Raw genomic sequence first — 25474 nt, 5'->3', positions numbered from 1 at the left:
CGGCGACGGCTCGAGCGGCGACGGCTCCGGAGACGGCTCGAGCGGCGACGACGGCGGGGACTCGAGCCTCCAGCTCCGCGTCGGGACGTCCGCCGGGGGGACCCAGGACGTCGGTCTGGCGGTCGAGCGGGCCGTCAGCCAGGAGAGCGACACGCTCGAGTACTCGACCATCGAGAGTCCGGGCTACATCGGGACCATCTATCGGATGGCCCAGGAGCAGTTCAACGCCGGCATCACCGACAACAACTCGCTCAACAAGGCGCTCGACGAGTCGGGGCAGTTCGCGGAGCAGCCGGTGTCGCGCATCCCCCACTACGGGTTCTCCGCGTTCCCGTACAGCATCTACATCGTCGCCCGCGACGGGACGGGCATCGAGACGTTCGACGACCTCGCGGGCGCGAACGTCTACCCCGCGGAGCCGGGGTACTCGACGCGCGCGACGACGCTCGACGTCTGGTCGCAGGAGCCGACCGCGGACGTCTACGAGCAGATGAACATCCAGGACATGGGCGTCGGCGACGCCCCCGGCGCGATGGAGGAGGGGACGATCGACGCCAGCATCGCGTACGGGACGCCCGGCGTACGGTACACCGGCTTCGTCCAGGAGATGGCCTCCCGCATCGACCTCCACTACGTCGAGCCGACCGACGCGCTCATCGAGTCCGCCGAGTCGTTCGCGGGCGCCGGGACGACCACCACGAGCTACGACGACTGGCCCATCGCGAACGCGGACATCGGGACGGACGAAGTGTTCACGTGGGACCTCGAGGTGCTGTACGCGTTCAACCCCGAGGCCAACGCCGACGCCGTCTACGAGCTGTGCCGCGTCGTCGACGAGCACAACGACGTCGTGAACGAGGGCGAGGCCCAGTTCAACGACTACGAGTCGACCGCCGACATGCTCGGGTACGCGCAGGAACGGATCCCCGTTCACCCCGGTGCGGCGCAGTACTACCGGGACAACGATGCGTGGGACGACAGCCTCCAGGAAGGCGAGTAGACCGTTCCGGCTGACCTCTCCCGCTTCGACCGCGTAGCCGGCAAACGACACTACATTTCTACACGACACAACAAATGGATTCACAAGCGGAACACACGACCGGACCGTCGAGTTGGCTTCGTGGCCTCGACGCGACCGTCACGCTCGCCGCCCTCCTGTTCTGGGCGATAGCGCTCGGCTGGATACACACACAGACGTGGTCGCCCGTCAAGTACGGGGTGATATTCGTCGGCGGCATCATGACGGTGTACGCGCTCAACGAAACGAAGGAATCGCTGGAGGAGGGTAGTTGGGTCGACGCCCTGGTCCTGCTTCCGGCCGCCGGCGTGTTGATCACGGCCTCGGCGTACTTCTTCGCGAACTTCGACACCGTCTATCTCCTGCGTCAGGGCTTCGCTACGCCCCACGAGTACATGCTCGCTCGGCTGGTGATCGTCTCGCTCCTGTACCTCACGTGGCGCGAGTTCGGGAACCTGTTCCTGGGCCTCGTCGTCGGCGTGATGGTGTACGCGATATTCGGCGACAGCGTTCCCGGCGTCCTCGGACACGCGGGGATGAGCGAACTGACGCTGCTCCAGGCGCTCGTCACCGACCTCTACGGGTTCTACGGGTCGCTCACGCAGCTGACCGCGTCGTGGATCGCGCCGTTCCTGCTGTACGCGGGGCTGTTGTTCGCGTACGGCGCGTTCGATCTCATCCTCCGGCTCGCCATCGTCGCCGCCGGCCGGATCCGGTCGGGCGTCGCACAGACGGCCGTGCTCTCCTCCGCGGTCATCGGCTCGATCAACGGCTCGTACACCGCGAACGCCGCGATGACCGGGTCGTTCACCATCCCGACGATGAAGGAGAGCGGGATGGCCGGCCACCGCGCCGCCGCCATCGAGGCGGTCGCCTCGACGTCGGGGCAGGTGCTGCCGCCGGTCATGGGCGCGTCCGCGTTCGTGATGGCGTCGTACCTCGGCGTCGCGTACCTCAACATCGTCGTCGCCGGGATCGTCCCCGCCGCGATCCTGGTCGCCTCGATCGCGATCGCGGTCCACTACACCGCGATCAGCGACGCGAGCGACCAGGGCATGGAGTTCTCCGAGTTCTTCGACGAGGAGATGACCACGAGCCAGAAGGTCGTCGAGGGGCTCCGCTTCGGGATCCCGTTCGGGGTCCTGATCTACTACCTCGGAATCGCACAGTACACGGTGATGACGTCGGCGCTGTACACCGTCATCGCGATGACGCTCACCGGCGTCCTGATGCCGCCGGTACAGCGGCTCGTCGACGGCTCCGAGACCGGCGCCGTCACGGAGTTCGTGACCCAGGTCAAGAACACGATACACGGGTTCCGGCGCGGAGCCATCATCCTCGCGCCGATCGCGATCATCCTCGTGGTGGTGAGCGGCGTCGTGAACCTCTTCTCGACGACCGGCGTCCCGGCGAAGATAGCGCTCCTGTTGATCAATCTCTCCGGCGGCGTCCTGCTCTTCGCCGTGCTGCTCGGGATGGCGGTCGCCATCGTGATGGGCGTCGGCATGCCGACGGTCGCCGCCTACGTCATCGTGGCCATCCTCATCGTTCCGACCTTCGTCTCCGACTTCGGGATCGCCCGCGAGACGGCTCACTACACGATGTTCTACGCGGCCATCCTCGCCGGGATCACGCCGCCGGTGGCCACCGCGGCGGTGGTCGCGGCCGGGATAGCGGAGGCGAACTTCTGGCGGACCTGCGGGGCCGCCCTGAAGATCGCCGCGCCGCTCTTCGTGTTGCCGGTCGCGTTCGTCTACAATCCGGGGCTGATCTCGATGTCGCCGGGCGGAAACACGCTGTTCCTCGGCGCGTTGGTGATGCTGGGCGCGATCACGATCATCTATGGCCTCAACTACCCGTTCGAGCTGTCCGTCGGGCGGATACTCCTCGCACGCGTCGGGCTGACGGTCGTCGGCGTGTTGATCATGACGTATCCGATGCTCGCCGTGAAGCTCGCCGGGATCGCCGTCTTCGTCGCCGTCTTCGTCGGCGAGAAGGTGATGGTGCGCGGCATGACGCTTCCCTTCGGATCGGGGGTGAACCAATGAGCTCGACGAAGGACTCCACGGAGGACCAGGTCGACACGTCCGAGGTCGGCGGTCTCGAGGAGCTGATTCCGGAACCGCTCATGCCCCTGTGGCAGCGGATCGAGTTGATCCAGCAGTTCCGCGAGACGCACGGGGACACCTACGTGACCGTTCTCGAGGCGCTCACGGCGATCGTCCTCGCCGCCGGCTACGTCTGGTGGGCGTACATCTACTTCATCGCGGACAACACCGTGACGATCTGAGGACGGTCCGCCCTCCCGTCGTCATCGATCTTTAGTCTTCCGCCAAGTAGAACGGCGACTCCGTTCCGCCGTCACAGCCCGGACGCGTCGCCGGCAGCGTTCGCCGGAGCCGTCCCATCTCGCCGCAGGAGCCACACCGCCACATCGCGTATCGGGTCCCGGCGACGGCGACGACCCCGCGAACGGGATCCTCCCGGCGCCGGTCGGCGGCGCTCACGCGTCCCCGTCGGACTGGAACGGCTCGCCGACCGCGCGTCGGGGAAGGAGACTCATCACCTCCTCCGTGAGCTCCTCGGCCGAGCCGAACTCCGTCGCGGTCGAGTCGCCCACGGTCGCGCCGAGGTTGACCTCGCCGTCGGCGAGCCGGATCATCACGTCGTCACACGCCGTCGCGACCGTCGCGGGCGCGACGGGATACTCGAACGCCGAGAGCACGCCGCCGACCCGATTCAACCTGATCGTTCGTGTCATATCCTGACGGGACGCTCCCGAACGATATGAACGTATCTGCTTCGCGGGGCGCTCCCGAGACGTTTATTTTCGACGGCGGTCGACCCTCGGCATCGCATGGTCGAGCCGATCCTCAAGTGGGCCGGCGGAAAACGACAGCTGCTCGACGCGCTGTACGCCCGGTTCCCGGAGTCGTACGGCCGGTACCACGAGCCCTTCGTGGGCGGCGGCGCGCTCTTCTTCGACCTCGAGCCCGGCGCGGGCACGATCAACGACGCGAACCCTCGCCTCGTCTCGCTGTACGAACGGGTCCGCGACGAGCCGGACCGGCTCATCGACCGGCTGGAGTCGTTCGACGACCCCGAGGCGGACCCCGACCCGGACCTCCCGTACGCGGAGACGACCCAGCGCGGTCGTGAGGTGGAGAGCTACTACTACCAGCAGCGCGCCCGGTTCAACGACCGGCCGTACACGGGCGCGTACGACCCCCTCGAGGAGGCCGCGCTTCTCGTGTACCTGAACCGCACCTGCTACAACGGCCTCTACCGCGAGAACGCCGACGGCGGCTTCAACGTCCCGATCGGTCGGTACGCGGACCCGGAGTGGGTCAGGCGCGACCGGATCCGCCGGGCGAGCGGGACGCTCGGGAACGTCGAGATCTACAACCGCGACTTCGAGTACGTCCTCGAGGCCGCCGAGCCCGGCGATCTGGTGTACCTCGATCCCCCATACGAGCCGATGAGCCCGACCGCCGACTTCACCGCCTACAGCGCCGACGGGTTCGACCGCGGGGACCAGGAACGGCTGATCGAGACCGCGACGACCCTCGACGACCGGGGGGTGAGCGTCATCGTCTCGAACAGCGGGGTGACGTACGACCGGTACGTCGAGGCGGGCTTTCACGTCGACACCGTGGACGCGACCCGCGCGATCAACAGCGACGGCGACGGCCGGGAGGCGGTCGACGAGGTGATCGCGACGAACGTGCCCGCGTCCGACCGCCGCGACGTCGGCCAGCGGTCGCTGTCCACCTTCGAGGACGAGTGACCGGGCGAGGAGCGGCGAACCGTCCGGGACCCGCCATCCGACGGGCTTTTTGACCTCCCCCGCCGTCGGGTCGGGTATGACGAAGCTCGACATCGACCTCGTTCTCGCGCCCGTCGACGGCAGCGAGGCGTCCCACGAGGCCGTCGATTACGCCATCGGGATCGCGAGCGAGTACGGGGCGAGCGTCCACGCGCTGTACGTGCTCGACGAGGAGGTGGTCCGGGCGTTGGAGTCCGGCTCGATAGACGAGCGCGACGTCGCCGAGGACACCGCGGCGTTCACGGAGTCGGTCGCGGAGCGCGCCGAGGCGGCCGGCGTCGGTCACAGCAACTCCATCGCGTACGGCTTCTCCACCGAGGTGAAGACGGTCCACCCCGGCAGCGTCGTCCTCGACACCGCCGAGGAGATCGAGTCCGACTTCATCGTCGTTCCCCGCGAGCCGGTCACCGGCGAGCCGGGACAGGTGCTCGAGAAGGCCGCGGAGTACGTCCTGCTGTACGCGAGCCAGCCGGTCCTCTCGGTGTGATCCCGATCCCGGCCTCGTCGTCGGGGACGCTCCGACCGCCGGCCGCGACGCTCCGCGCGTCGACGCCGATCCCCGCGACGCTCGGCGACCTCCCGTTTCTCCCGGCCGGGACGACCCTGCCCCCGCTTCCGTACCTCCTCGTCGTCCTCCTGTCGGCCGGCACGGTCGCGGTCGCCCTCCGGCGACGGCCACCCGCGGTCGCCAGCGCACACGTGCTCGCGTTGGTCCCGTGGATCGCTCTGGGGTCCGTGCTCCACGTGCTGTACGTCGTGGGGGGACTCCCGGACGTCCTCGCGCCGTTCGGCGGGTCGCCGACGGTGTACCTCACCGTCGCGACGCTCGCGGGCGCGACCTGGATCGTCGTCGAGGCGGTTTCGGCCGCCGCCGAGCGCGTTCCGCCACTGCTCGCGGCCACGGGGACGCTGCTCGCCGTCCCCGCGGTTACCGTCGCGGTCGCCGGCGGCGTCTCGGGACCGGGCGGGTACTGGTCGGCGGTCGCGGTGGTCGGCGCGGTTCCGATCGCGGCGCTCGTCCGGGGCGCGCTCGGTCGGATCGAGCCGGGCGTCGCCGTCACCGGCGGCGTCGGCGCGCTCGCGGTGTACGGACACGCGCTCGACGGCCTCTCGACCGCGCTCGGGGTGACACAGCTCGGCTTCGGCGAGCGCAGCCCGCTCTCGCGGATCATCCTCGAGCTCGACGGGATCCCGGCGGCTCCGGTGGTCGGCGAGGGGTGGCTGTTCCTCCTCGTCAAGCTGGCCGTCGCGAGCGCCGTCGTGTACCTCTTCGTTCCGTACGTCCGTGAGGAGCCGTCCGAGGGGCTGCTCCTCCTGGGGTTCGTCGCCGCCGTCGGACTCGGCCCGGCCGTCCACAACCTGCTTCTGTTCACGCTGACGGCGTGAGCCGAGTCGCCGCCCGACGGTGGCGTTCCGAGAGGAGGACGACGCGTGACCGGGCCGGGGAGGAAGGATTCCGAACGGAGCGCGGCGAGGACCGGAGGGAGGACCGCGAACCGACGGTTCGGCGTCGAGACCGCGACGACGCGGCGGTCAGTCCTCCTCGACGACCTCGGGGTCCTCGATGGCGGACTGGAGCGAGTCGAGCCCGTTGACCCACTCGGAGACGAGTCCGTACTCCAGGTCCTCGACGAGTTCCATGTCGAGCCGCTCGCCGTCGATGACGCGGGTGCCGGCCTGGACGACGTACCCCAAGGCGGCGTCGAGGTCCTCGTCGGCCTCGGCGTCGGCGGCCGCGTGGACGAACTCGTCGACGTCGCCCTCGACGACCCCGCCGACGACGAACTCCTCGGCCGCGTAGAAGACGGGGACGAGCGACGTCTGGACCCCGTCGATGAGCATGGCCTTGTCCTCGTCGTCGAAGGAGACCTCCGCGAGGACGATGTCGCTCACGTCACGGATCTCCTCGACTGCGCGGTCCTCGTCGATCCGCTCCTCCTCCAGCGCCGCGAGGATCTTCGCGATCGCGATCGCGGCGTCGTCCTGGAGGTTCAACAACAGCCGCGCGGAGTCCTCGTTTTCGGGGTCGAGGTCCTCGTCGGCGAGCCTGTCGAGCCAGTTCTGCCAGCGCTCCTCGGAGTAGAACGTCTCCACCGCCTCGTCCTCGGTCATATCCCATACCTCTCCCGGACTACTCAAAGGCCTTTCTTATCTGTGCCCCCGAGAGACGGCGTCACACCCGGCTGAGAATCCGTCTCACTCCTCCAGGGTCGCCTCGGTGTCGATCCCGTACACCGCGGCGGGCGTCTCGATGTGCGCGCGCCGGACGGCCTCCTCGTACCCCGACTCGAGCAGCCACCGGACCCGGCGCGGCACGGTCTTCGGGCCGAGCACCATCCCCGGCCTGTCGGGGTCGTCGACGAAGTCCGTCTCCATCAGGAACGGCTCGCCCGACTCCGCGGCGCGTTTCAGCCGGTCCTTCTCGCTCATCACGCTCGGGGTCGGGCCCGCGAGCCGACCGGCCGCGTAGTGTTTGACCACCCTGCTCGGGTCGAGCCCCACCGACTCGGCGACCTCCGCGAGGTCGGTGAGGTCCTCGCTCGCCTCCGTGTGGAGCTGGACCGCACAGCCGATCCCGGCGGCCCGCTCGAACGCGTGGCGGGTCACCGCGTTCGAGGCGTCCCACACCGCGTCGCTCACGTCGTAGTGGGGTCGACCCGACTTCAGCGCCAGCGCGCGGCCGGCCTCGACGAACTCGCTGGCGACGTCGATGCCGCCGCACATCAGGTCGCGGGCCGCCTCGGGCGTGAACCCCCGATCGTCGACGAGCCGACTCACGAGGCCCGGATGGACGCCGAGGACGGGCCACGCCCGGCCGGGAAGCGCCTCCGTCGCGGCGTCGACGGCGTCGATCGTCTCCTCGAAGACCGCCCGGAAGTCGTCCGGCTCCTCGACGTCGACGCCGAGGAGCCACGAGGGCTTGTTGACGACGAGGAGGTGGGTGCCGCCGAGGCGGACGAAGTCGTCGACGGCGTCGATGCCGCGGCCGTGCCGGGGGTCGAGGTGGAGGTGGTCGTCGAGCACCGGCGTGTCGAGGTCGTCGGTCACGTCTCGGATCGGGGGCCCGGATCGGATAGGCGTTCCGTGCGGGCACCGTCGCGGACCTCGGCCGACCGCGGCCGCGACCGACGGCGCTCCGGGCGGAAACCCTCTTGTCGTCGCCGGCCGACGTCGATCGTATGCCCCGTCGCGTTACGATCGTCCTCCTCCTCGCGGTCGGCGGGCTACTGATGGCGAACCCGCTGTACCTGCCGGTACCGGTCGCGGAGCCGACGACCGCGTACGCCCACGCGGTCCAGCCGGTCGGACCCGAGACGCCCCCCTACGACGAGGCCGACGTGGTCGACCGCGACGACCTCGACGCCGCCGCGCGTGCCGCCTTCGATCGGGCGCGCGAGTCGCCCGGCGGCGGCTTCACGGTGGAGGATCCGGACGAGCGGGCCGGATCGCTGTCGTACCCGTCAGGTCCCACGCTCGGCGACGGGCTGATCGTCGTCGCTCACGAGGGAACACGGTACGAGTTCTGGACCCGCTCCGTCGAGCGGGAGGCGGGGGCGGTCGTTCTCCAGCGGCTGGTGGTTCAGCCGGTCGGCTTCCTCGCCGGGTTCCTGTCGGTCGTCGCGGCGGTCGCGGTCGGGGTCCGCGACCGGGACTGAGCGGGGACGAGGGGGACGACTCCGCCGAGGCCCGCGCGTCTTACCTGTCTTCGTCGCCGTCGTCCGTTCCGCCGGCGTTCCCGTCGGTTTCGGTACCTCCCTCGTCGTCGACGGCGTCCTCGTCGACGACCTCCTCGATCCGCTTCTCGACGGTCTCCTCGACGGTGTCACCTACCGTCTCCTCCACGGTTTTCTCGACCGTCTCCTCCATCGTCTCCTCGACCGTCTCCTCTACGGTTCCCTCGACGGTCTCCTCGACCGTCTCACCGACCTGCTTTTCGACGGTCTCACCGACTTGCTCTTCGACGGTCTTCTCGACGGTCTCCTCGACGGTCTCGCCTACCGTCTCCTCGACGGTGCGCTCGACGTCCTCCGAGACCCTCTCGACGGTCTCCTCGACGTCCTTCGTCACCTCGCCGACCTTCTCCTCGACGGTCCTCTCGACGTCCTCGGAGACCTTGCCGACGCTCTCGTCGACCGCCTCCTCGACCTCGTCCGCGCGGGGACGACGGTCGACGCGGTCGTTCACCTCCTCGAGCCGTTCGATGACCGCGTCGACCTCGGCCCGCAGCGTCTCCTCGACGTTCTCCGTGACCTCCTGGGTCATCCACTCCGGATCGAACCGGGCCATCTTCCAGAAGACGTGGATGGCGTAGGAGACGAGCACGCCGAGCCCGAAGGCGATCCCGACCCGGTTGCCGACGACCGAGAAGAGGACGACGGCGATGAATATCATGAGCCCGTACGCCAGATCGACGACGAAATCGACCCGATTAGGGTTCACCGGCGCTCCCCTCCGAGTGTCTCGATGGATCCGGTCATCACGTTTCGGGTGGCCGTTCGTAGGCCAGCGGGTAATACCGATCGTTTCGCCGGGCCGACCCGACGGGCGGTCACCGCGGGTTCGGCCCGGACGGCGACCCCCTCGATTCGAGGACGCGTTCCGTCGACTCGTCGACCTCGACCAGGTGACAGAGCGGGTTTCCGGGGTAGACGACGGGGTTCTCGAGGACGCCGATCAGCAGGCCGGTGAAGGGCGCCTTCACGCCCACGGCGTCCTCCTTGAACGGGTTGGTGATCGTCGCGATCCGTTCGCCCTCCCGAACCAGCGAGCCGCTCTCGTAGTGGGTGTCGACGATCCCGCCGGAGTCGGCCCGGAGCCACGTCTTCTCGCCGGATCCCGCGACCACCGTCCGCCAGCCGGGCCAGCGGACGGACTCGCTCTCCAGCATCCCGTACTCCGCGAACGCCGACCGGACGCCCGCGAGCGCGTCGTCGATGAGCCGCCGCTGGAAGCGGTGTGCCTCGCCCATCTCGATGGTGACCGTCGGGATCCCGTCCGCGGTCGCCTCCCCGCGGAGGGTCCCGCTCGGCCCGTCGCTGTCGATGATCACGCTCGAGCCGAACGCCATCGCGAGGCGGTACACGCCCTCGTCGGTCATGTCGCCGCGGGCGTGGAGCATGTTGGTGCGTCCCCGCGTCGAGGTGTGGAAGTCGATCCCGAAGTCACAGGGCTCGATGAAGTTCGAGTAGATCCGGTGGGCCATCCGCTTCGAGCTCGTCGACTCCGGCTTCCCCGGAAACGACCGGTTCAGGTCCCGGTCGTAGACGGGGAGGTACCGCTGTTGGGCGAGGAAGCCGGGAACGTTGAGCACGGGCAGACAGACGAGGGTGCCGCGGAGGTCCGAGAGGTCCCACTCGTGGGCGACCTCCCGAACGACCTCGATCCCGTTGAGCTCGTCGCCGTGGGCGGCCGCCGTGAGGAACACGGTCGGCCCGTCGCGCTCGCCGTTGACGATCGTCACCGGGATGCGGACGGGGTCGCCGAGATACGTCTCGCTGATGCCGTAACGGATGTTCTGCGTCTCGCCGGGCGGGACCGCGCCGCCGTTGTACGTGAACGCCCGGTCGTTTCCCATGTCACACGCGAACCGGGGGCCGGGTATATACGTGACGCACGGGGTACGAACGTGTCAGACTGGTTTTAATCGTGTGAAACGATCGGACCAGTTTTCATCCCGGCCGTCACACTGGCTTCCATGACCACGGATCCGGTACGGGTGGGCGTGCTGTCGTTACACAACAGCAAGGAGACGAAGGCGATCTGTAACGCGGTCGAGGACCTCGGACACGAGCCGGTCTGGCTTCGCGAGGAGAACGCGGCGATAAGCGTCGAGGACGGCGACGTGTCGGTCGAGCCCGCCGTCGACGTGATCGCGAACCGGCTGCTCCTCTCGAACACCGACCAGCCCGCCGAACTCCTCGGGCTCGCGACGACCTTCGAGCGGATCCGGCCGATGCTGAACGAGCCGGACGCGGTGCTCGCGTCGATCCACAAGTTCGCGACCGCGGCGACGCTCGCCGACTGGAACATCCGCGTGCCCGACGCCCTGCTCGCGCTCTCGAACGACCGGCTCAACGAGGACCGCGAGCGCTTCGGCGAGGTGGGCGTGTACAAGACCGCGATCGGCACCCACGGCGGCGGAACCTGGAAGGTCGACCTCACGGAGCGGGTGAACCCGAAGGTGGGCAACCGTCAGGCGTTCCTCCAGCAGCTCATCGACCGGGACGACGAGAAACACCGCGACCTGCGGGTGTACGTCGTCGGCGACGAGATCGTCGGCTCCATGTACCGCTACGCGCCCGAGGGCGACTGGCGGACCAACGTCGCGCTCGGGGGCGCGGTCGAGGACGCCACCGACGACATGCCCGACGAGGCCGCCGACACCGCCCTGTACGCCGCGGAGGTGATGGGCCTCGACTACGCCGGCGTCGACCTCGTCGAGGGGTACGACGGCTGGTACGTCCTCGAGGTCAACCCCACCGCGGGGTTCAAGGGCCTCTTCGAGGCGACCGGGACGAGCCCCGCCCCGCACATCGCCAAGCTCGCCATCGAGACCGTCGACGGCGAGGTCGACGACGCGGAGGTCGCCCGGATCGCGGGCACGCTCGACGACTCCCGCCCCTCGTGTGCGCCGAAGCCGAAGTCGCGTCCGAGCGAACAGCCCGTCATCGGCTACATCGAGGAGGTCGTCGCCACGGGGACCTCGGGGTCGGTCCAGGCGTTCGCGAAGTCGGACACGGGCGCGACCCGGACCAGCATCGACACCTCGCTCGCCGCGGAGATCGGCGCGGGACCGATAAAGAGCATGACGCGGGTGAAGTCCGGCAGCGTGAAGGGCGGGAAGGCCCGCCCCGTCGTCGACCTCGTGATCGGGATCGGCGGGAACCAACACACCGTCACCGCGAGCGTCGAGGACCGCGGCCACATGGACTACCCGCTGCTTCTGGGCCGGGACATCCTCTCCGACTACCGCGTCAACGTCCGGAAGCGCGCGGACACGGACGAGACGGAGCGCGGCGAGTCCGGCGAGATCCTCGAGGAGTAACGGGAGCCGATGGCCGACGGAACGCGGATCGTCGACCTCGAAGCCGTCCCCGAGGACGGGTCGTACCGCCTCACCGCGGAGGACCCGTTCGGCAACGAGACGGAGCTGATCCTCGTCCGGTGTGACGGGGAGCCGGGGGTCCGGGCGTGGAGCAACACCTGTCCGCACGAGAGCCAGTCCCTCGACGTCGGCGACGGCGCGGCGATCCGGGACGGCGCGATCGTCTGTCCGCGGCACGGCTCGCACTTCGACGCCTGCTCCGGCGAGTGCGACGACGGCCCGGCGGCCGGGACGACGCTCCCCGGCGTCGACCTGGCCGTCGCGGACGGCGCGGTCCACCTGGCCGACGACCGCTACGCGTTCCTCCACGAGGGCGGGATCGACGACGACGAGCCGGGGTCGACGTCGCACCTCTCGCTGTAGGCGGACCTCGCCACGCGGCCGGCTTAGGACTCGTACTCCGCCCACACGTACCGCGTCCCGTAGCTCCGGTAGGGTCGCCAGGCCTCGCCGATCTCGCGCATCTCCGCGCGAGTCAGCTCCTCGCCGTCGTTGTACACCCGTTCCAGTCCCTTCCGTACCGCCAGGTCGCCGAGCGGCAGCACGTCCTCGCGGCCGAGCGCGAAGATGAGGTACATTCGGGCGGTCCACTCGCCGACGCCACGGATCTCCGTGAGCGCCTCGACGACCGCGTCGTCGTCGACGTCGGCGAGACCCTCGCGGGTGAGGTCGCGTTCGCCGTCGCGGAACTCGGTCGCGGCCGACCGCAGGTACTCGACCTTGGTGCCGCTCAGCCCCGCCTCGCGGAGGGCGTCCTCGTCGGCGGCCAGCACGCGGTCGGGCGTGGGATCGCCGTCGACGACTCCGAGGAACCGCTCGTGGATGGCCGCCGCGGAGGCGGTCGAGAGCTGCTGGTTCACGATCGAGGTACAGAGGCGCGCGAACTCGTCGTCCGCGGGCTCGACGGCGAGCCGACCGTGCCGGTCGACGAGCGCGGCCATCGTCGGGTCCTCACGCAGGGTCGTCGCGATCCGGTCGTTCATCGACCCGACGTCGGGCGCGGAGACACCTGTACGTTTCCGGTGGCGACCGGCTCGCCGGGGCGTCCGCCGGCTCGCGAAAGAAACTTACCTTGCGTTTCTCGTTTGGGAAATGAAAACGTTGAACCCCGCCGCTCGCAACCCTCCCGTATGCGACTCGAAGACGTTCAACGGATCGCGGTACTCGGGGCCGGGAACATGGGACACGGCATCGCCGAAGTGGCCGCGCTCGCCGGCTACGAGGTCGCGCTCCGCGACATCGAGGAGGAGTTCGTTCGGGACGGCTACGAGCAGATCGAGTGGTCGCTCGGCAAGCTCGCCGAGAAGGACCGCATCGACGACGCGGAGGCGGAGGCGGCGCTCGACCGCGTCGAGACGTTCGTCGACCTCGCGGACTCCCTTTCCGACGCCGACGTGGTGATCGAGGTCGTCCCCGAGAGGATGGCCGTCAAGAAGGACGTGTACGACGAGGTGGTCGAACACGCCCCCGAGGAGGCCGTCCTCGCCACCAACACCTCCAGCCTCTCGATCACGGAGCTCTCGGAGGTCACGGATCGCCCCGAGCGCTTCTGTGGGATGCACTTCTTCAACCCGCCGGTCAGGATGCAGCTCGTCGAGGTCATCTCCGGCGCCCACACCGACGAGGAGACCCTCGAGCTGATCGAGGGGCTCGCCGAGGAGATGGACAAGACGCCCGTGCGCGTCCGCAAGGACAGTCCGGGGTTCATCGTGAACCGCGTCCTCGTCCCGCTGATGAACGAGGCGGCGTGGATCGTCGAGGCCGGCGACGCGACGATCGAGACCGTCGACTCCACGACGAAGTACGACATGGGTCTTCCGATGGGCTCCTTCGAGCTCGCCGACCAGGTCGGGATCGACGTGGGGTACCACGTCCTCGAGTACATGCACGAGGTGCTCGGCGAGGCGTACCGACCCTGCCCGCTGCTCGTCGAGAAGGTCGAGGACGGGACGCTCGGAAAGAAGACCGGATCGGGGTTCTACGACTACGAGGACGGCCGCGTCGAGATCCCCACCGGCGAGGGCGACGAGGACGTCCGACGCCGGCTGCTCGCCGTGATGGCCAACGAGGTCGCGGGACTGATCGGGAACGACGTGGCCGACGCCGAGGCGATCGACCGGGCGGTCATGCTCGGGGCCGGCTTCCCCGACGGCCCGGCGAAGCTCGCCGACGAGGAGGGGCTCGACGCGCTCGTCGAGACGCTCGACGCCCTCCACGAGGAGACCGGCGAGGAACGCTACGAGGCGGCGGAGTACCTGCGTGCGGCCGCCGCGGAGGGCGGGTTCCGCGGCGGGGGCGAGGCTGACGACGACGCGGCCGAGTTCGAGGTGTTGAACGTCGCGGTCGACGGCCGGGTCGGCCGCGTCGAGATCGACCGTCCCCACCGGATGAACACGATAAGCGACGAGGTGCTCGACGAGCTCGCGGCCGCGATCGACCGGCTCGACGCCGACGACGACGTGCGGGCGATCCTCCTGTCGGGCGCGGGCGATCGGGCGTTCTCCGCCGGCGCCGACGTCCAGAGCATGGCCGCGGGCGGCGCGGACCCGATCCACGCCGTGGAGCTCTCCCGGCAGGGACAGGAGACGTTCGGGAAGCTCGAGGCGTCGGACAAACCCGTCGTCGCCGCGATCGACGGCTACTGTCTCGGCGGCGGGATGGAGCTCGCGACCGCGGCGGACCTGCGCGTCGCCTCCGAGCGCTCGGAGCTCGGCCAGCCGGAGCTGAACCTCGGACTGCTCCCCGGCTGGGGCGGCACCCAGCGGCTCGCCCGGATCGTCGGCGAGGGGCGCGCCAAGGAGATCATCCTCACCGCCGAGCGCTACGACGCCGAGACGATGTCCGACTACGGCTTCGTGAACGAGGTCGTCGAGAACGACGAGCTCGACGACCGCGCCCGCGAGCTCGCCGAGCAGCTCGCCGGCGGCCCCCCGATCGCCCAGAAGTACACGAAGCGCGCGATCCACGCCGGTCGGACCGACGCCGACGCCGGACTGGAGGTGGAGTCGATGGGCTTCGGCCACGTGATGAACACCGACGACCTCATGGAGGGGATCACGGCGTTCATGGGCGACGGGGAGCCGGAGTTCGAGGGGAAGTAGTTAGGGACGCCGAACGCGGTGACGCCGCCCGCTCCGGCCTCCCCGGCTACAGCGGAGTGTCGGCCGCGGCGGCGACCTGCCTTCCGAGGCTGCCGACGAGGTACAGGACCGCGGCGACGAAGAGCACGACGCCGACGACGTCCGAGACGCCGGGCAGCGCTGACTCGACGAGCTCGGGGAGAGCGGCCGCGCCGGACAGGGGGATCAGGACGAGGGCGACGCCCCGCCGGAGGGATCGGGTCGTCTCCGACATGTCGGTCGGGAACTGACGACGGAGGCTGAAGACTCCGGCGGTCCCGTCCGTCCGGCTCCCTCGATCAGACGTAGCCTTCCTCGACGAGCAGCTCGCCGTTGAGGATCGACGCGCCGGCCGCGCCGCGGATCGTGTTGTGTGCGAGACAGTTGTACTGAACGCCCTCCGTCGTCGACTCGACGCCGCCGGCGACGATCCCCATCCCGTCGGCGTACGTCCGGTCGAGGCGGGGCTGCGGGCGGTCCGGCTCGTCGGGACCGAACACCTTGATCAGCCGCTCCGGCGAGCTGGGGAGGTCCGCGCTCTCGAACCCGCGCATGGCCTCGCGAACCGCCGCCGGCTCGGGGCTCTCGGCCAGGTCGGCGAAGACGTTCTCGAGGTGGCCGTCGAGGGTGGGGATCCGGTTACAGGAGGCGGCCACGTCGGCGTCGTGGAGGCTGAGTTCCGCGCCGTCGAACGAGCCCAGCAGCTTGCGCGACTCCGTCTCCATCTTGTCCTCCTCGCCGCCGATGTGCGGGATGGCGTTGTCGAGGATCTCCATCGACGTGACGCCGGAGTAGCCCGCGCCGGAGACGGCCTGAAGCGTGGAGACGTGGACCGCCTCGAGCCCGAACTCGTCGAGCGCCGCCAGCGTGGGCACCATCGTGATCGTCGAACAGTTCGGGTTCTTCACCAACGCGCCGTCCCAGCCGCGATCGTCGCGCTGGACGTCGATCAGCCCGAGATGGTCCGGGTTGATCTCGGGGATCGTGAGGGGGACGTCCTCGGCCATCCGGTCGTTCGAGGAGTTCGAGGAGACGACGTACCCCGCCTCGAGGAACGGCGGCTCGACCTCGGCGGCGACCGAGGAGGGGAGCGAGGAGAAGAGCAGGTCGACGTCGGCGTCGGCGATCGCCGCCGGCTCGGTCGCGACGACCTCCATGTCGGCGACGTCGTCGGGGATCGCGGTGTCGACACGCCACTTGGCGGCCTCGCGGTACGTCAGCCCCGCGCTCTCCGGGCTCGCCGTCACGGCCGCCAGTTCGAAGGTCGGGTGGTCATCGAGCAGTTGGATGAATCGTTGACCGACCGCACCGGTCGCACCGAGGATACCGACTCGTACAGTCATTGGATGCCCCTGAGAGACAGTCGCATAAGTGCGTTCGGATACGCGTCCGCCGGGGCGATCCGCGACGCGCCGCCGACCGACGGTTTAACACCGTGCGTCGTCTACGACCGCCCGCGTGCCCTCAGTCCCCGCCCGAGTACTCCCGGCTGGGAGCGATGACCGCGCGGAGAACCCAGGCACGCGACATCCGGTCGCGGAAGCGACCCGCCCGTCGCCGCGCAGGCGACCGCCCGCCACGAGGGTTTCCCGGTCGACGCGGCACGCCGCCGGAGATGAGACCGGTCGTTAGTGTTGCGGGCGACAAGCCGCTCGTAGATACTACCGCCACGAAACACTTTCACGCACGGCGGTTGTATTGTGAACTCACCCGTCCTGTGTGCGGTATGGGGTCCACAGTCCATAGAGGATCGCCACGAGTCCTGCGAGCTCGCTAACTTGACCCACACTGTTGACGATCGGGATCGGTAGATTAAGACCGAATCCTAAGATCACGAGGGCAGCGCCTGGAACGCCGAGAATCAGTACGAATCCGAGAGCGATAAACAGCATCGGTCGGCTTTGATTCCGGCGGTAGCCGAGATATGCGAGATAGCTGATCGTTAAGCCGAGGGCAACGGAGATCAATTCGCTGTAGGTGCGAATGCGACTCAGCGTATCGAGATCGATCGACTGGAGGAGAAGTTCAGGTGTGGTCATTTGTGTTCGACGAAGCGAGTGAATCGGTCGGACATCCGTTCACGGCGGGAAACAGTGCTCTCGAAGCCCTCATCGGTGAGCTCCAGCGTGACGCTATGGAGTTGTGCTTGGTATACTTTGTAGTTCTTCCCGTCGGTAACTGGTCGGATCTCTTCGGACACGAGATCGTGCTGCTGGAGCTGGTCGAGCCGACGGTAGATCGTCGGCTCCGACGCCTCAAGCCGTGCGCTGAGTTCGGATACTGAACAGGGATCGGTCTTCGTTTCGATGAGGATCTCCCTGGCACAGTCATCCCCGAGGAGCTCTGCGAGAGCCGCTGTATCCGTTCCATTCGACACAACAGCTGCCACATCTATGTCACTCTCAATAACAGTTCGGTGTGTTGACTCAGTTATGCCTGGCTTCAGTCGCTGAAACCGAGCGATGGTGCTCTTTGATACGACACGTATAGGCCCTCGTGCTGATGTCGAAGTCAAGTATTCCCCGCGACGTAGATGGGCTCTCCAAACGGGCTACACGAACGCTACTTGTACCGTTCTGGAATCGTACTGAACGTCGTCCTCGGGCGCCATGGCGAATTTTGGGTGCGTTCGTACTCGTCGCAACGGGATCACAGATTCTTCCCTCCATCCTGTTCGCGAATATCGAGGTCGCGCCGTCAGTGCTGGGATTACTACAAAACGCCTTTGCTGTTCTCACCGTGGTTCTCGTAACTGTAATCTGGGGTCGGTACGTTGATCACCGCCGGCTCATCGAGTACGGTTTTGAGATCGGATCAGAGTGGATTCGTGATGCGGGTATTGGTGCCCTCATCGCGTTCGTCGCGTGGGGAGCAGCACTTGCTGTACATCTAACGACGGGCTGGGCACACATCTCGGCTGTGCTGTCACCGGGTGACGCAACGAACGCACTTCCCTTCGGATTAGCATTAATCGTGTTCGTTGTTCAGTTCTTGTTCGTCGGGATCTGGGAAGAACTCCTGTTTCGAGGTCTCGTACTCAAAAACGCCGCCGAAGGATTTCATCTACAGTGGATCTCCGAACGCGGCGCAGTATTAGCTGGACTCGGTGTGTCGTCGCTGCTATTTGGTGCCGTCCACGCCGATCAAGCGACCTCACTACCTGCTCTCGGATTCTGGGTGTTGATGGGTATCGTTCTTGGCAGTGCGTATGTTATAACTGACTCGCTGGCAATCCCTATCGGCCTTCATTTTACAACGAACCTCGCGTTCAACAGCGTCTACGGGCTGAGTAACGTCCGACCGCAAAGCGCGGAGTTCGCCGCCACGCTGCTTCGCCCGGAGTTCACCGGCCCCACACGATACGTTGGAGTTTCAGGACTCGTTAACGTCGGCGTGGTCGTACTCATCGCTACACTCGCAACAGGGTATGTAGCACTCCAGTACGACTCTGTCAGGGTTCGACTGTCACCCGTTTACTCAGCGATGGTGTCATAGAACGATTCCCAAGGCGTGGTTTACACCCGTAATTAGGTGAATTAGCCGTTGGAAAGAACTGCTTATAGAACGGGTATTTCATCGGTGATCGAGGTGATGAAAAAGAGATCGTTGCTGGCGCAGTGAACTCTTTCAAAGCCCCAGCCGGCTCCGGTCGAGGGCCTCGCTGTGCTCCTCGTCGCTCGCGTTGCTCGCTCCTGCGGTGCTTGCTTCGGCCGTCTTCCCGGAGCCGGCTGCCCCTTTGAGTCCCGCCCTGCACAGCCCCGCACCTCACGCCTCCCCAGCCTCGCGGCTCCCTTCGGTCGCCGCGTCCCTCGCGGTCGGGTTCGTGCCCTCCGGGCCCTCACCGGCGCGCCACCGCAATCGCTCGTCGCTTCGATTGTATCGACCGGTTCTCCCTGCGACGAGTAGCAGGGTGTGCGAACTGTTCTAGAACACCCTCGGTAACTTAGTGAATTGCTGACGGAGAGGATATAGTCTCCTCATCATGCGATTTGCTACTTCAGAAACGCCCGCAGCGCGTATGGGTCGGGGCGGATTCGAACCGCCGACCTGCCTGCCGTCCTGCGATTTCACCTGGCCGGCAAGTATTGCCGCTTGGTGAATCCATCCGGCGACCTGCGCTGTGTGAAGGGGACTGTCATGTACTGCGATGACCACCAATGGCTCGCAACTTCACCCCCGAAGAAGCAGTAGAACGATACCTCGAAGAGAGGAAACACGACCTATCGGACAGCACCCTCTACAACTACAAGTCCAACCTTGGCCTGTTCACTGACTGGTGTAGCTACCAGTCCCACATCCAGTATATCGGAGATCTCGACCAGTTCGATGTCTCCGACTTCAAGATGTACAAGCGGGACGATGTAGCTGACGCCACGCTGTATAACGCGATAATGTCGCTCCGCACCTTCCTGAAATGGTGCGAATCCAAAGGACTACTCGAAGGCCTCTCCGAGAACATCATGCTGCCCGACAAGGGGAGAGCTTCCCGCGTCGAAAAGCTCGATCCCGAGGCGGCTGATGCTCTTCTAGAGTACATGGGGAAGTACGAATACGCAACGTACCAACACGTTGCGATTGCCCTCATGTGGGATGCTGGACTCCGCATTGGAGCCGTGAGATCTCTTGATGTTGAGGACTACCACTCGGCTGAAGCCTACGTCGAGCTTCACCATCGACCCGGAAAGGGGAGTATCGAATCTCTCCATAAGGACCGAGGGACCCCGCTGAAGAACGAGGAAGACTCCGAGCGAGAAGTCAACCTCCACGAGTGGGTGGTGGAGATCGTTGACGACTATATTGACGGACCTCGCGGGGAAGTAACCGATAAGGTGGGGCGTTCACCCCTGCTCACCACAAGTCAGGGAAGACCGGCCCGCACTACCCTCCGCCGTCACGTCCGAGCCAGAACCCGCCCGTGCTTCTACACCGGGGAGTGTCCTGTTGACCGTGAGATCGAGTCGTGCGAAGCGAACAGTTGGGCAAACGCTTCCGACTGCCCGGAGTCAGTGAAGCCCCACTCGCTTCGCCGCGGGGCCATTACCGCGTGGCTCAACGAAGGTCACTCGAAGGAGTTGGTGTCCGACCGGATGGACGTGTCTACTGATGTGATTGAAGAACACTACGACCAGCGTACCGAGGGGGAGAAGCGTCAGTTGCGGAGAGAACTGTTCGAGATGGAAGAATCAGATTAAGACTACTGGCTCTGTTAACATCCTCGAGAACTGATAGGGCCGGCGTGCGAGATGTAGAGTGTGTATCCATCACACCGGTTGTGATAGTTTGTCACCTATTCCAATAAGAATGCCACCAAGTAGCCATCGACCGATATCTGACCCTGAGGACACTTGATTGATGGTCAGTATTCCACCGTGTACACGTCATCCTCGTCTTCGATCATCTCCAGCAGTTCCATATCAGTCCTGAACTCCACCGTGTCTTTCTGTATGTACGATGGGACGAGGTTCGAGACCACCATCTTCCGTACCTTTAGATCCTGCCAGCCGCCCTTCATCTCGTGTTCCATCTCTTTACCATCCTTATTTTGAGCAGTAAATCGGTCAGCCGGGTTCAGTCTAAGCCAGGTTTCTACCTTTTCGGGGAACGGAAGTCCGGTCGGTGATCCCTCGTATCTGTCCGCCTCAATATTGAAGACCTTGTGGTCGAACTTAGCATTTAGATCCTCTACGCCCTCGGCGGTGTTCATCAGTATCTCCGGCATCAGGTACTTACATTCGATGAACCAGAGTTCGCCCTCTTCGTCGTTCACGACGAGTAGGTCGATCTCGGATGAGTCTTCGCCGGGGATCTCCGCGCTGTGGTAGCATTCAAAACCCTGATCAGTGAGGTACCCGTACAGGTTTTCCTCGAACTGCTTCCCACGCCGCGTGGCGACCGTGTTCAGAATCTCGTGGCCGCTATCCGCGTTGCCGTTCCGAAGGAGGGGAAAGATCTGGTATCGAAGCAGCTGGGCGTACCATCGGGGATAGATGAACCGTGTTTGTTCCCGTGTCTTCGGCGGGCGGCCCTGTTGTTGGTAATAGGGTACGTTGATTGTGACCTCAAACAAGAAGGGGTGGGCGTCGAGGTTGTCCTCGCCGACCACGACGTACTCTTGGACCTTTTCCCAGTCGTCGCTGAAGGTGTCCTCCCCCGCCTGTGTGAGCTCCTCTTCGGTCGTCCACCCGAGTTTACTGTCCTGAAGCATAACCTCCCCATCTTCGTTGACGAACTGGCCGTCGATCCGGTCGAAAAGGTCCGAGAGGTCGAATACCGAGACATGGTCGGGCATCATAGTGCCGTAGATGTCCCCGACTGTGTTGTCGGCCGACGCGATGAACAGCATCGAGAGGATGAATCCATAAAACGTGTCGCCGAAGTCCTCTAGCGTGTCGATATCGTCGCTTGACGGCCTCTCGAAGTTTCGGATCTGCTCGTGGGTCTTGTCGAACAGCCCAAGTTCCTCTTCCCGTCCACCGATCAGGCTTTTCAGGCACCGCTGGAAGCAGTATCTATATTCTGTGTCGCGCAGATCATAGTCCCCGAACAGAAATTTCGCATCTGACATCGGGACCGGGTATTCGATACAGAGCCGGAACCGGTCTTCGACGTGCTTGAGTGCTCTCACGAGTTTTGCCTGCGTGGAGAGTAGCGTGTCGATTACTTCATCGAGTTCATCGCCGCGGTCTAAGTATTTGTCTCCGAAACTGCTCTCGTCCGCCGAATAGACGATTTTGATTAGGTAGTTGATGTAGGCGAACTCCCGCATCTTCAGGCGACGGTTTTCGTAAAAACTGTACGAGATCTTGTTGAGACGTTCTATGAGGTAGAGGAGTAGGTGGCCCTTGTCGTACTCCTGTATAAGTTGGACTAGATTCTCATCACGGAAGAACTGCCGGTCGCGTCTGACTTTTTCCTCAATTTCGTCCTGGTCCGCGATCTGGATATCGAGACAATTCGGACACACCAGTTTCTCGTTTTCATGGTCCAAGATGAGAAGATGGCTACATTCAGAACAGGGCATATCCTTGTTCATGTTATATTTATGATTTTAATAAACCTTGGCTGGGGACCGTTCTAAGATCGATAGTCGGAGACGTTCTCTGAGAGGACTGTCAGACTATGGCTTACACCTAAACACAGAAGTTGTAAGATACACCCAATATACCTGTTACCCCAATTTCATTTATACCAGATTCACGTACTTCGAGATAATGAGTCAAAACCAAGATGACGTAACTGCTCCGTGGTGGCCCGATGATGTCTGTCTCGTAACTGATACAGATCTTCAAGCGGGTCGATATGCTCGCGGACAACTCTCGGATCCCACAGATTACTCCGCGCGGGTGGTTGAGACAGCCCGACTGGCAGAAGGGCTAGAAACTGCCTCTGCGACCATAGATCGTGGCTTGCGGGTCCAACTCGCATATCTGATAGACTCTGGTGAGGTTTCGTTTTCGCGTGAAGACTACAGTATTGAGTACACCATCCCCCCAACATCGTGGGTTGGAGAGCGGCGTTTTGCTCCACATGAACTCATTCCTCGTGAAGACCTTCCTGACGACTTGGACCCTGCTGAGCGTTCTATTGCGTTCACTACGGCAGAGGTTGTCTACAAGATGCTTCAAGACGCAATTAGTGAGACGGAACGCGACACGCTCTCAGAATTAATTTGTGAAGGCGTTGAACGACTTATCGGACAGGTATCTGACACGATAATTATGCGAAGTCGATCTGTCACAATGGAGAATGGGCATGACCTCCGTGTGGTAGAATGGAACTGGCCTGTGAAGGGGAACAACGAGCCCGGATCATCGTCTGATAAACAAATTAGGGAGTATGAGAGAGTCGTGTGTGAGTACCCTATCGATGATCCAGGGACCTTCATTGTTCGTGGGTACAAACCTAACGACGATGAAGACGATCCCTCTTTCCGCGACGTGTTCGAGATGCGTGAGCTATCATTCAGACCGATTTCAATCGCGGGACTTGGTGAACGCGAGCGGCTGACTGGTGTATCTTCAACTGGATCTGGAAATAAAATGAACGCCTACGACGAGATTCCCCGAGATATTCTGCTCTCATTGAACAGTCTTGGCTTCACCGCAGTCCCGCGTGGACAGGGGTGGTTAGATGGGGTTTGATCCAGACGAGTTACCCGTAGTCACGCTGTTCCGCGGCAAGACGTTCAATGGCCTGACGCGGCACATCTTGGATGCTGAGGAGATCCCCACCGAGTGGTTCCGTATGACGAAACTAGGGGAAGATATTGGCGTGTCCAGTACAGCCTCGCAGAACATGCGGGATCAGGCTGTTGCGTACGGACTCTTGGAACCCTCGACAGATGACGACTCCGCGCGGATGCCTCGCTACCGCATCCCTGATTCTCCGACGGTTCAGTTACTTCGTTCGTTCCATACGGAGTACGACTCATCAGACGACCCCACTGTGTCCGACGGGATGTCCGAGGTAGTATTACCAGACTTGATGGAGTCGAACGGGCGTGCGCGGCTGATTGGTTGGTTTCTCGCAGCAGCAGACATCGACGAAAAATATTCTATTTCTAAGATGGCTGATGTCACACCTGTCGGTCACACGACAGTGAGAGATCATATTGATTCTCTTGTTGAGTACGGAATTGTTACGACGCATGAAGCGTCTCGTGGGTCACAGACGTACACAACGTACCAGTTCAATCCTAAGAGCACGGTCGCAACGGTGTTGTACGATCTCAACGAGACACTTGCCCACCAGCGACAGCAATACAACGAGCAGTGAGTTCGCCTATCTCCAGCGACTGAACTCTTCGTGAAGCCCACGTCCTGCTCTACCGCTGTTGAGTACATCGGCCCCGTGCCGGAGAAACTCGATAAGGTCGCGGCAGTCCCTGTCCTCCCAACCCTCTCCCGCAGCCACGAACTCTAGATGGGTCCCCAGCTTGAGAGCCTCCTCAGCCGTAAGGAACGCTGACTCCCCGTCACAAGCAACCATGATCCCTTCACTCTCCAATGCGGCCGTGATAGTAGTCTCTTCAGAGTCAGCGCGACCGTAGTCAAGCAATGACTCGACTAAATCAGGATAGTCTAGGTCTTTGTGATCGGGACGATTAGCAGCGTTAGCCTCGATAAGGGTGCCGCGAACCCGACTGGCAGCATCCTCTTTTCCTTCGGCAGCCAGCTCAGAGATTAGCTGGAACACGCGAGACTCTGGTATCATGACTCCTGCCCGCTCGGCCTGATTGTTCGGATCGGTTTGAATAGTCTCCTGAATGTTCCCTTTCCCGTCAACCTTCACTTGCGGGAAGTCAGACGGGTCATGTTTCTCCTTCGGGTTCTCTGGATGGTTCTTCCGGCCACCTGTCTGGCCAAGGTGTATCATGAGACCCTGAATCCCAAGGAAAACCTGAGAGCAGTACGGACAGAGTCGAGCGTGCTTCTCGTTATCGCGGGTTTCCGGATAGTCCATCTCGACGTCCTGCTTACCGATGGTTTCCAGATCCTCGAATGAAAGGTGATCCGGCACATCCCCTTTCGGTCCGTGACCACCACCGCTTGACCGCATGACGTGGAGGTTAATCCCACGAGCGAGGACTTCATCCTCGCACCCCTCAACCGGGCACCTGACGGTTCGCTCGTCGGTCATCACTGGACCTCCACACCCTTCGCTACATCAGGGTCGCCGCTGCTCTTGTGCTGTGTCTGTCCGTCACTCTCAAGACGCTCGGAAATTTGCGTACACATGGTCTTTGTCACCACGAAGGCCACTCGTCCGGTGTACCAGCACCGGGCGTTTCCGAACTCCAACGCCCCGAGGGACCAGTTTCCTCCTACCAGTAACCACGTGGTTAATGGATATAAGTCTTTCCCAATAACCTCAAAGTCAGAGAGGTTATACTTCGCCCGCAAGGACGTACACACATGGAGAGAGAGCGTGACGAAAGCGGGCAATACACAGAGCAGGTTACTCTCGATAGCGTCATCTCTGTATTCAAGAACGCGGATTTACCGGTTTTGACTGCCAACGAGGTAGCTGACGAATTAGATTGCTCCCGACCGTCAGCATACAATAAGTTAGAAAAACTGGCTGACTCTGGAGAGCTGTACAAAAAGAAGGTAGGGGCGAGAGCCGTAGTCTACATTTTGTTGGAGAGGTAATCAAACGCCTCCAAGTGGAAAACCAGAGACCACTTCCCGCTACTAATTTTGTTAGTAGATTGTGTCTGTCCCATCCACTTCTCAGGAACTGGGCGAGCACGCCGCACTGACAAGCAGCCGAACGCAATTGCCAAATGGTACTATTCAAAAGATAGATTGAACTCACCTGTGAACTCGTCTAATTCGGATAATCTACGGTTGGCTCCTCCATCGGTCGACGTAGACAGCCTCCCTAAGCCGCTACATGACGGGACA

28 protein-coding genes are annotated in these 25474 nt (G+C 64.1%); 15 read left to right on the top strand and 13 right to left on the bottom strand.

Annotated features, from left to right (window positions below; translation table 11 throughout):
• From DJ70_RS04060 to DJ70_RS04050, 3 genes are all read left to right on the top strand, one after another.
• A partial coding sequence (locus DJ70_RS04060; protein ID WP_245810678.1) for a TAXI family TRAP transporter solute-binding subunit occupies window positions 1-1000 on the top strand: 1000 nt, incomplete at its 5' end.
• Between the two features lie 74 nt (window positions 1001-1074).
• Complete coding sequence (locus DJ70_RS04055; RefSeq protein WP_094530391.1) at window positions 1075-3066, top strand: TRAP transporter permease; 1992 nt, start codon at window positions 1075-1077, stop codon at window positions 3064-3066.
• Window positions 3063-3308, top strand: a complete 246-nt coding sequence (locus tag DJ70_RS04050; protein ID WP_094530389.1) for a hypothetical protein — start codon at window positions 3063-3065, stop codon at window positions 3306-3308. Before DJ70_RS04055 ends, DJ70_RS04050 begins: the two co-directional genes overlap by 4 nt.
• 31 nt (window positions 3309-3339) lie before the next feature.
• On the opposite strand, the gene DJ70_RS04045 is transcribed toward DJ70_RS04050, so the two are convergent.
• Both DJ70_RS04045 and DJ70_RS04040 read right to left on the bottom strand, forming a co-directional pair.
• The gene (locus DJ70_RS04045; RefSeq protein ID WP_094530387.1) at window positions 3340-3525 is read right to left on the bottom strand and encodes a DUF7130 family rubredoxin-like protein; all 186 of its coding nucleotides are present in this window, start codon (window positions 3523-3525) and stop codon (window positions 3340-3342) included.
• Window positions 3522-3779 carry a DUF5789 family protein gene (locus DJ70_RS04040; protein WP_094530385.1) on the bottom strand — a complete coding sequence of 86 codons (258 nt, stop codon included), beginning with the start codon at window positions 3777-3779 and terminating at the stop codon, window positions 3522-3524. The genes DJ70_RS04045 and DJ70_RS04040 overlap by 4 nt, the downstream gene beginning before the upstream one ends.
• A gap of 96 nt (window positions 3780-3875) precedes the next feature.
• Between DJ70_RS04040 and DJ70_RS04035 the strand changes: the two genes are divergently transcribed.
• From DJ70_RS04035 to DJ70_RS04025, 3 genes are all read left to right on the top strand, one after another.
• Window positions 3876-4805, top strand: a complete 930-nt coding sequence (locus tag DJ70_RS04035; RefSeq protein WP_094530383.1) for a DNA adenine methylase — start codon at window positions 3876-3878, stop codon at window positions 4803-4805.
• A gap of 76 nt (window positions 4806-4881) precedes the next feature.
• Window positions 4882-5331: a universal stress protein gene (locus DJ70_RS04030; RefSeq protein ID WP_094530381.1), complete on the top strand. Its 450-nt coding sequence runs from the start codon at window positions 4882-4884 to the stop codon at window positions 5329-5331.
• 68 nt (window positions 5332-5399) lie between these two features.
• Window positions 5400-6230 (top strand): DUF63 family protein, encoded by an 831-nt coding sequence (locus DJ70_RS04025; RefSeq protein ID WP_094530395.1) that lies wholly within the window; start codon window positions 5400-5402, stop codon window positions 6228-6230.
• Window positions 6231-6377: 147 nt separating this feature from the next.
• Here DJ70_RS04025 and DJ70_RS04020 read toward each other — a convergent pair whose 3' ends face one another.
• Both DJ70_RS04020 and DJ70_RS04015 read right to left on the bottom strand, forming a co-directional pair.
• On the bottom strand, window positions 6378-6956 hold the full coding sequence (locus tag DJ70_RS04020; protein ID WP_094530379.1) for a DUF2150 family protein: 579 nt from the start codon (window positions 6954-6956) through the stop codon (window positions 6378-6380).
• Between the two features lie 84 nt (window positions 6957-7040).
• Window positions 7041-7892, bottom strand: a complete 852-nt coding sequence (locus DJ70_RS04015) for a TatD family hydrolase (RefSeq protein WP_094530377.1) — start codon at window positions 7890-7892, stop codon at window positions 7041-7043.
• Window positions 7893-8023: 131 nt separating this feature from the next.
• Between DJ70_RS04015 and DJ70_RS04010 the strand changes: the two genes are divergently transcribed.
• On the top strand, window positions 8024-8500 hold the full coding sequence (locus DJ70_RS04010) for a hypothetical protein (protein WP_094530375.1): 477 nt from the start codon (window positions 8024-8026) through the stop codon (window positions 8498-8500).
• A gap of 40 nt (window positions 8501-8540) precedes the next feature.
• Here DJ70_RS04010 and DJ70_RS04005 read toward each other — a convergent pair whose 3' ends face one another.
• Together DJ70_RS04005 and DJ70_RS04000 are read right to left on the bottom strand one after the other, a co-directional pair.
• Complete coding sequence (locus DJ70_RS04005; RefSeq protein WP_245810676.1) at window positions 8541-9284, bottom strand: hypothetical protein; 744 nt, start codon at window positions 9282-9284, stop codon at window positions 8541-8543.
• A gap of 109 nt (window positions 9285-9393) precedes the next feature.
• On the bottom strand, window positions 9394-10419 hold the full coding sequence (locus DJ70_RS04000) for a succinylglutamate desuccinylase/aspartoacylase family protein (RefSeq protein WP_094530371.1): 1026 nt from the start codon (window positions 10417-10419) through the stop codon (window positions 9394-9396).
• Between the two features lie 120 nt (window positions 10420-10539).
• Between DJ70_RS04000 and DJ70_RS03995 the strand changes: the two genes are divergently transcribed.
• Window positions 10540-11889, top strand: coding sequence for a RimK/LysX family protein (locus DJ70_RS03995; RefSeq protein WP_179233955.1), 1350 nt, complete (start codon window positions 10540-10542; stop codon window positions 11887-11889).
• A 9-nt stretch (window positions 11890-11898) separates the two neighbouring features.
• Window positions 11899-12312: a Rieske (2Fe-2S) protein gene (locus DJ70_RS03990; RefSeq protein ID WP_094530369.1), complete on the top strand. Its 414-nt coding sequence runs from the start codon at window positions 11899-11901 to the stop codon at window positions 12310-12312.
• A 23-nt stretch (window positions 12313-12335) separates the two neighbouring features.
• Here DJ70_RS03990 and DJ70_RS03985 read toward each other — a convergent pair whose 3' ends face one another.
• Window positions 12336-12932, bottom strand: coding sequence for a DNA-3-methyladenine glycosylase family protein (locus DJ70_RS03985; protein ID WP_094530367.1), 597 nt, complete (start codon window positions 12930-12932; stop codon window positions 12336-12338).
• Window positions 12933-13079: 147 nt separating this feature from the next.
• Between DJ70_RS03985 and DJ70_RS03980 the strand changes: the two genes are divergently transcribed.
• Entirely contained in the window at window positions 13080-15050 is a 1971-nt protein-coding gene (locus tag DJ70_RS03980; RefSeq protein ID WP_094530365.1) for a 3-hydroxyacyl-CoA dehydrogenase/enoyl-CoA hydratase family protein, read from the top strand.
• A 46-nt stretch (window positions 15051-15096) separates the two neighbouring features.
• Here the strand turns inward: DJ70_RS03980 and DJ70_RS03975 are convergent, their stop codons facing one another.
• The 4 genes from DJ70_RS03975 to DJ70_RS03960 all read right to left on the bottom strand — a co-directional run bounded on the left by DJ70_RS03975 (window position 15097) and on the right by DJ70_RS03960 (window position 17445).
• Window positions 15097-15303, bottom strand: a complete 207-nt coding sequence (locus DJ70_RS03975; protein WP_094530363.1) for a hypothetical protein — start codon at window positions 15301-15303, stop codon at window positions 15097-15099.
• Window positions 15304-15367: 64 nt separating this feature from the next.
• Window positions 15368-16411, bottom strand: coding sequence for an aspartate-semialdehyde dehydrogenase (gene asd, locus DJ70_RS03970; protein WP_094530361.1), 1044 nt, complete (start codon window positions 16409-16411; stop codon window positions 15368-15370).
• Window positions 16412-16774: 363 nt separating this feature from the next.
• Complete coding sequence (locus DJ70_RS03965; protein WP_094530359.1) at window positions 16775-17107, bottom strand: DUF7521 family protein; 333 nt, start codon at window positions 17105-17107, stop codon at window positions 16775-16777.
• Window positions 17104-17445 carry an ArsR/SmtB family transcription factor gene (locus DJ70_RS03960; protein WP_094530357.1) on the bottom strand — a complete coding sequence of 114 codons (342 nt, stop codon included), beginning with the start codon at window positions 17443-17445 and terminating at the stop codon, window positions 17104-17106. Before DJ70_RS03960 ends, DJ70_RS03965 begins: the two co-directional genes overlap by 4 nt.
• A 323-nt stretch (window positions 17446-17768) precedes the next feature.
• On the opposite strand from DJ70_RS03960, the gene DJ70_RS03955 reads away from it, so the two are divergent.
• Together DJ70_RS03955 and DJ70_RS03950 are read left to right on the top strand one after the other, a co-directional pair.
• Window positions 17769-18563, top strand: a complete 795-nt coding sequence (locus DJ70_RS03955; RefSeq protein WP_179233953.1) for a CPBP family intramembrane glutamic endopeptidase — start codon at window positions 17769-17771, stop codon at window positions 18561-18563.
• 662 nt (window positions 18564-19225) lie between these two features.
• Window positions 19226-20260, top strand: a complete 1035-nt coding sequence (locus tag DJ70_RS03950; protein WP_094530354.1) for a tyrosine-type recombinase/integrase — start codon at window positions 19226-19228, stop codon at window positions 20258-20260.
• 164 nt (window positions 20261-20424) lie between these two features.
• On the opposite strand, the gene DJ70_RS03945 is transcribed toward DJ70_RS03950, so the two are convergent.
• The gene (locus DJ70_RS03945) at window positions 20425-22101 is read right to left on the bottom strand and encodes a hypothetical protein (RefSeq protein ID WP_143420926.1); all 1677 of its coding nucleotides are present in this window, start codon (window positions 22099-22101) and stop codon (window positions 20425-20427) included.
• Window positions 22102-22279: 178 nt separating this feature from the next.
• On the opposite strand from DJ70_RS03945, the gene DJ70_RS16650 reads away from it, so the two are divergent.
• Together DJ70_RS16650 and DJ70_RS03940 are read left to right on the top strand one after the other, a co-directional pair.
• Window positions 22280-23209: a hypothetical protein gene (locus DJ70_RS16650; RefSeq protein ID WP_143420925.1), complete on the top strand. Its 930-nt coding sequence runs from the start codon at window positions 22280-22282 to the stop codon at window positions 23207-23209.
• Window positions 23199-23843: a hypothetical protein gene (locus DJ70_RS03940; protein ID WP_094530350.1), complete on the top strand. Its 645-nt coding sequence runs from the start codon at window positions 23199-23201 to the stop codon at window positions 23841-23843. Before DJ70_RS16650 ends, DJ70_RS03940 begins: the two co-directional genes overlap by 11 nt.
• 6 nt (window positions 23844-23849) lie before the next feature.
• Here the strand turns inward: DJ70_RS03940 and DJ70_RS03935 are convergent, their stop codons facing one another.
• Window positions 23850-24707: a hypothetical protein gene (locus DJ70_RS03935; RefSeq protein ID WP_094530348.1), complete on the bottom strand. Its 858-nt coding sequence runs from the start codon at window positions 24705-24707 to the stop codon at window positions 23850-23852.
• A gap of 275 nt (window positions 24708-24982) precedes the next feature.
• On the opposite strand from DJ70_RS03935, the gene DJ70_RS03930 reads away from it, so the two are divergent.
• Window positions 24983-25219, top strand: coding sequence for an HTH domain-containing protein (locus DJ70_RS03930; RefSeq protein WP_094530346.1), 237 nt, complete (start codon window positions 24983-24985; stop codon window positions 25217-25219).
• Window positions 25220-25474 lie beyond the last annotated feature (255 nt).

The sequence above is a fragment of the Halorubrum halodurans genome (genome assembly GCF_002252985.1).
In the GTDB taxonomy this organism is placed as follows: Archaea; Halobacteriota; Halobacteria; order Halobacteriales; family Haloferacaceae; genus Halorubrum; species Halorubrum halodurans.
The sequence above is the reverse complement of the archived record's forward strand: the minus strand, read 5'-3'. Positions and strand labels throughout refer to the sequence as shown.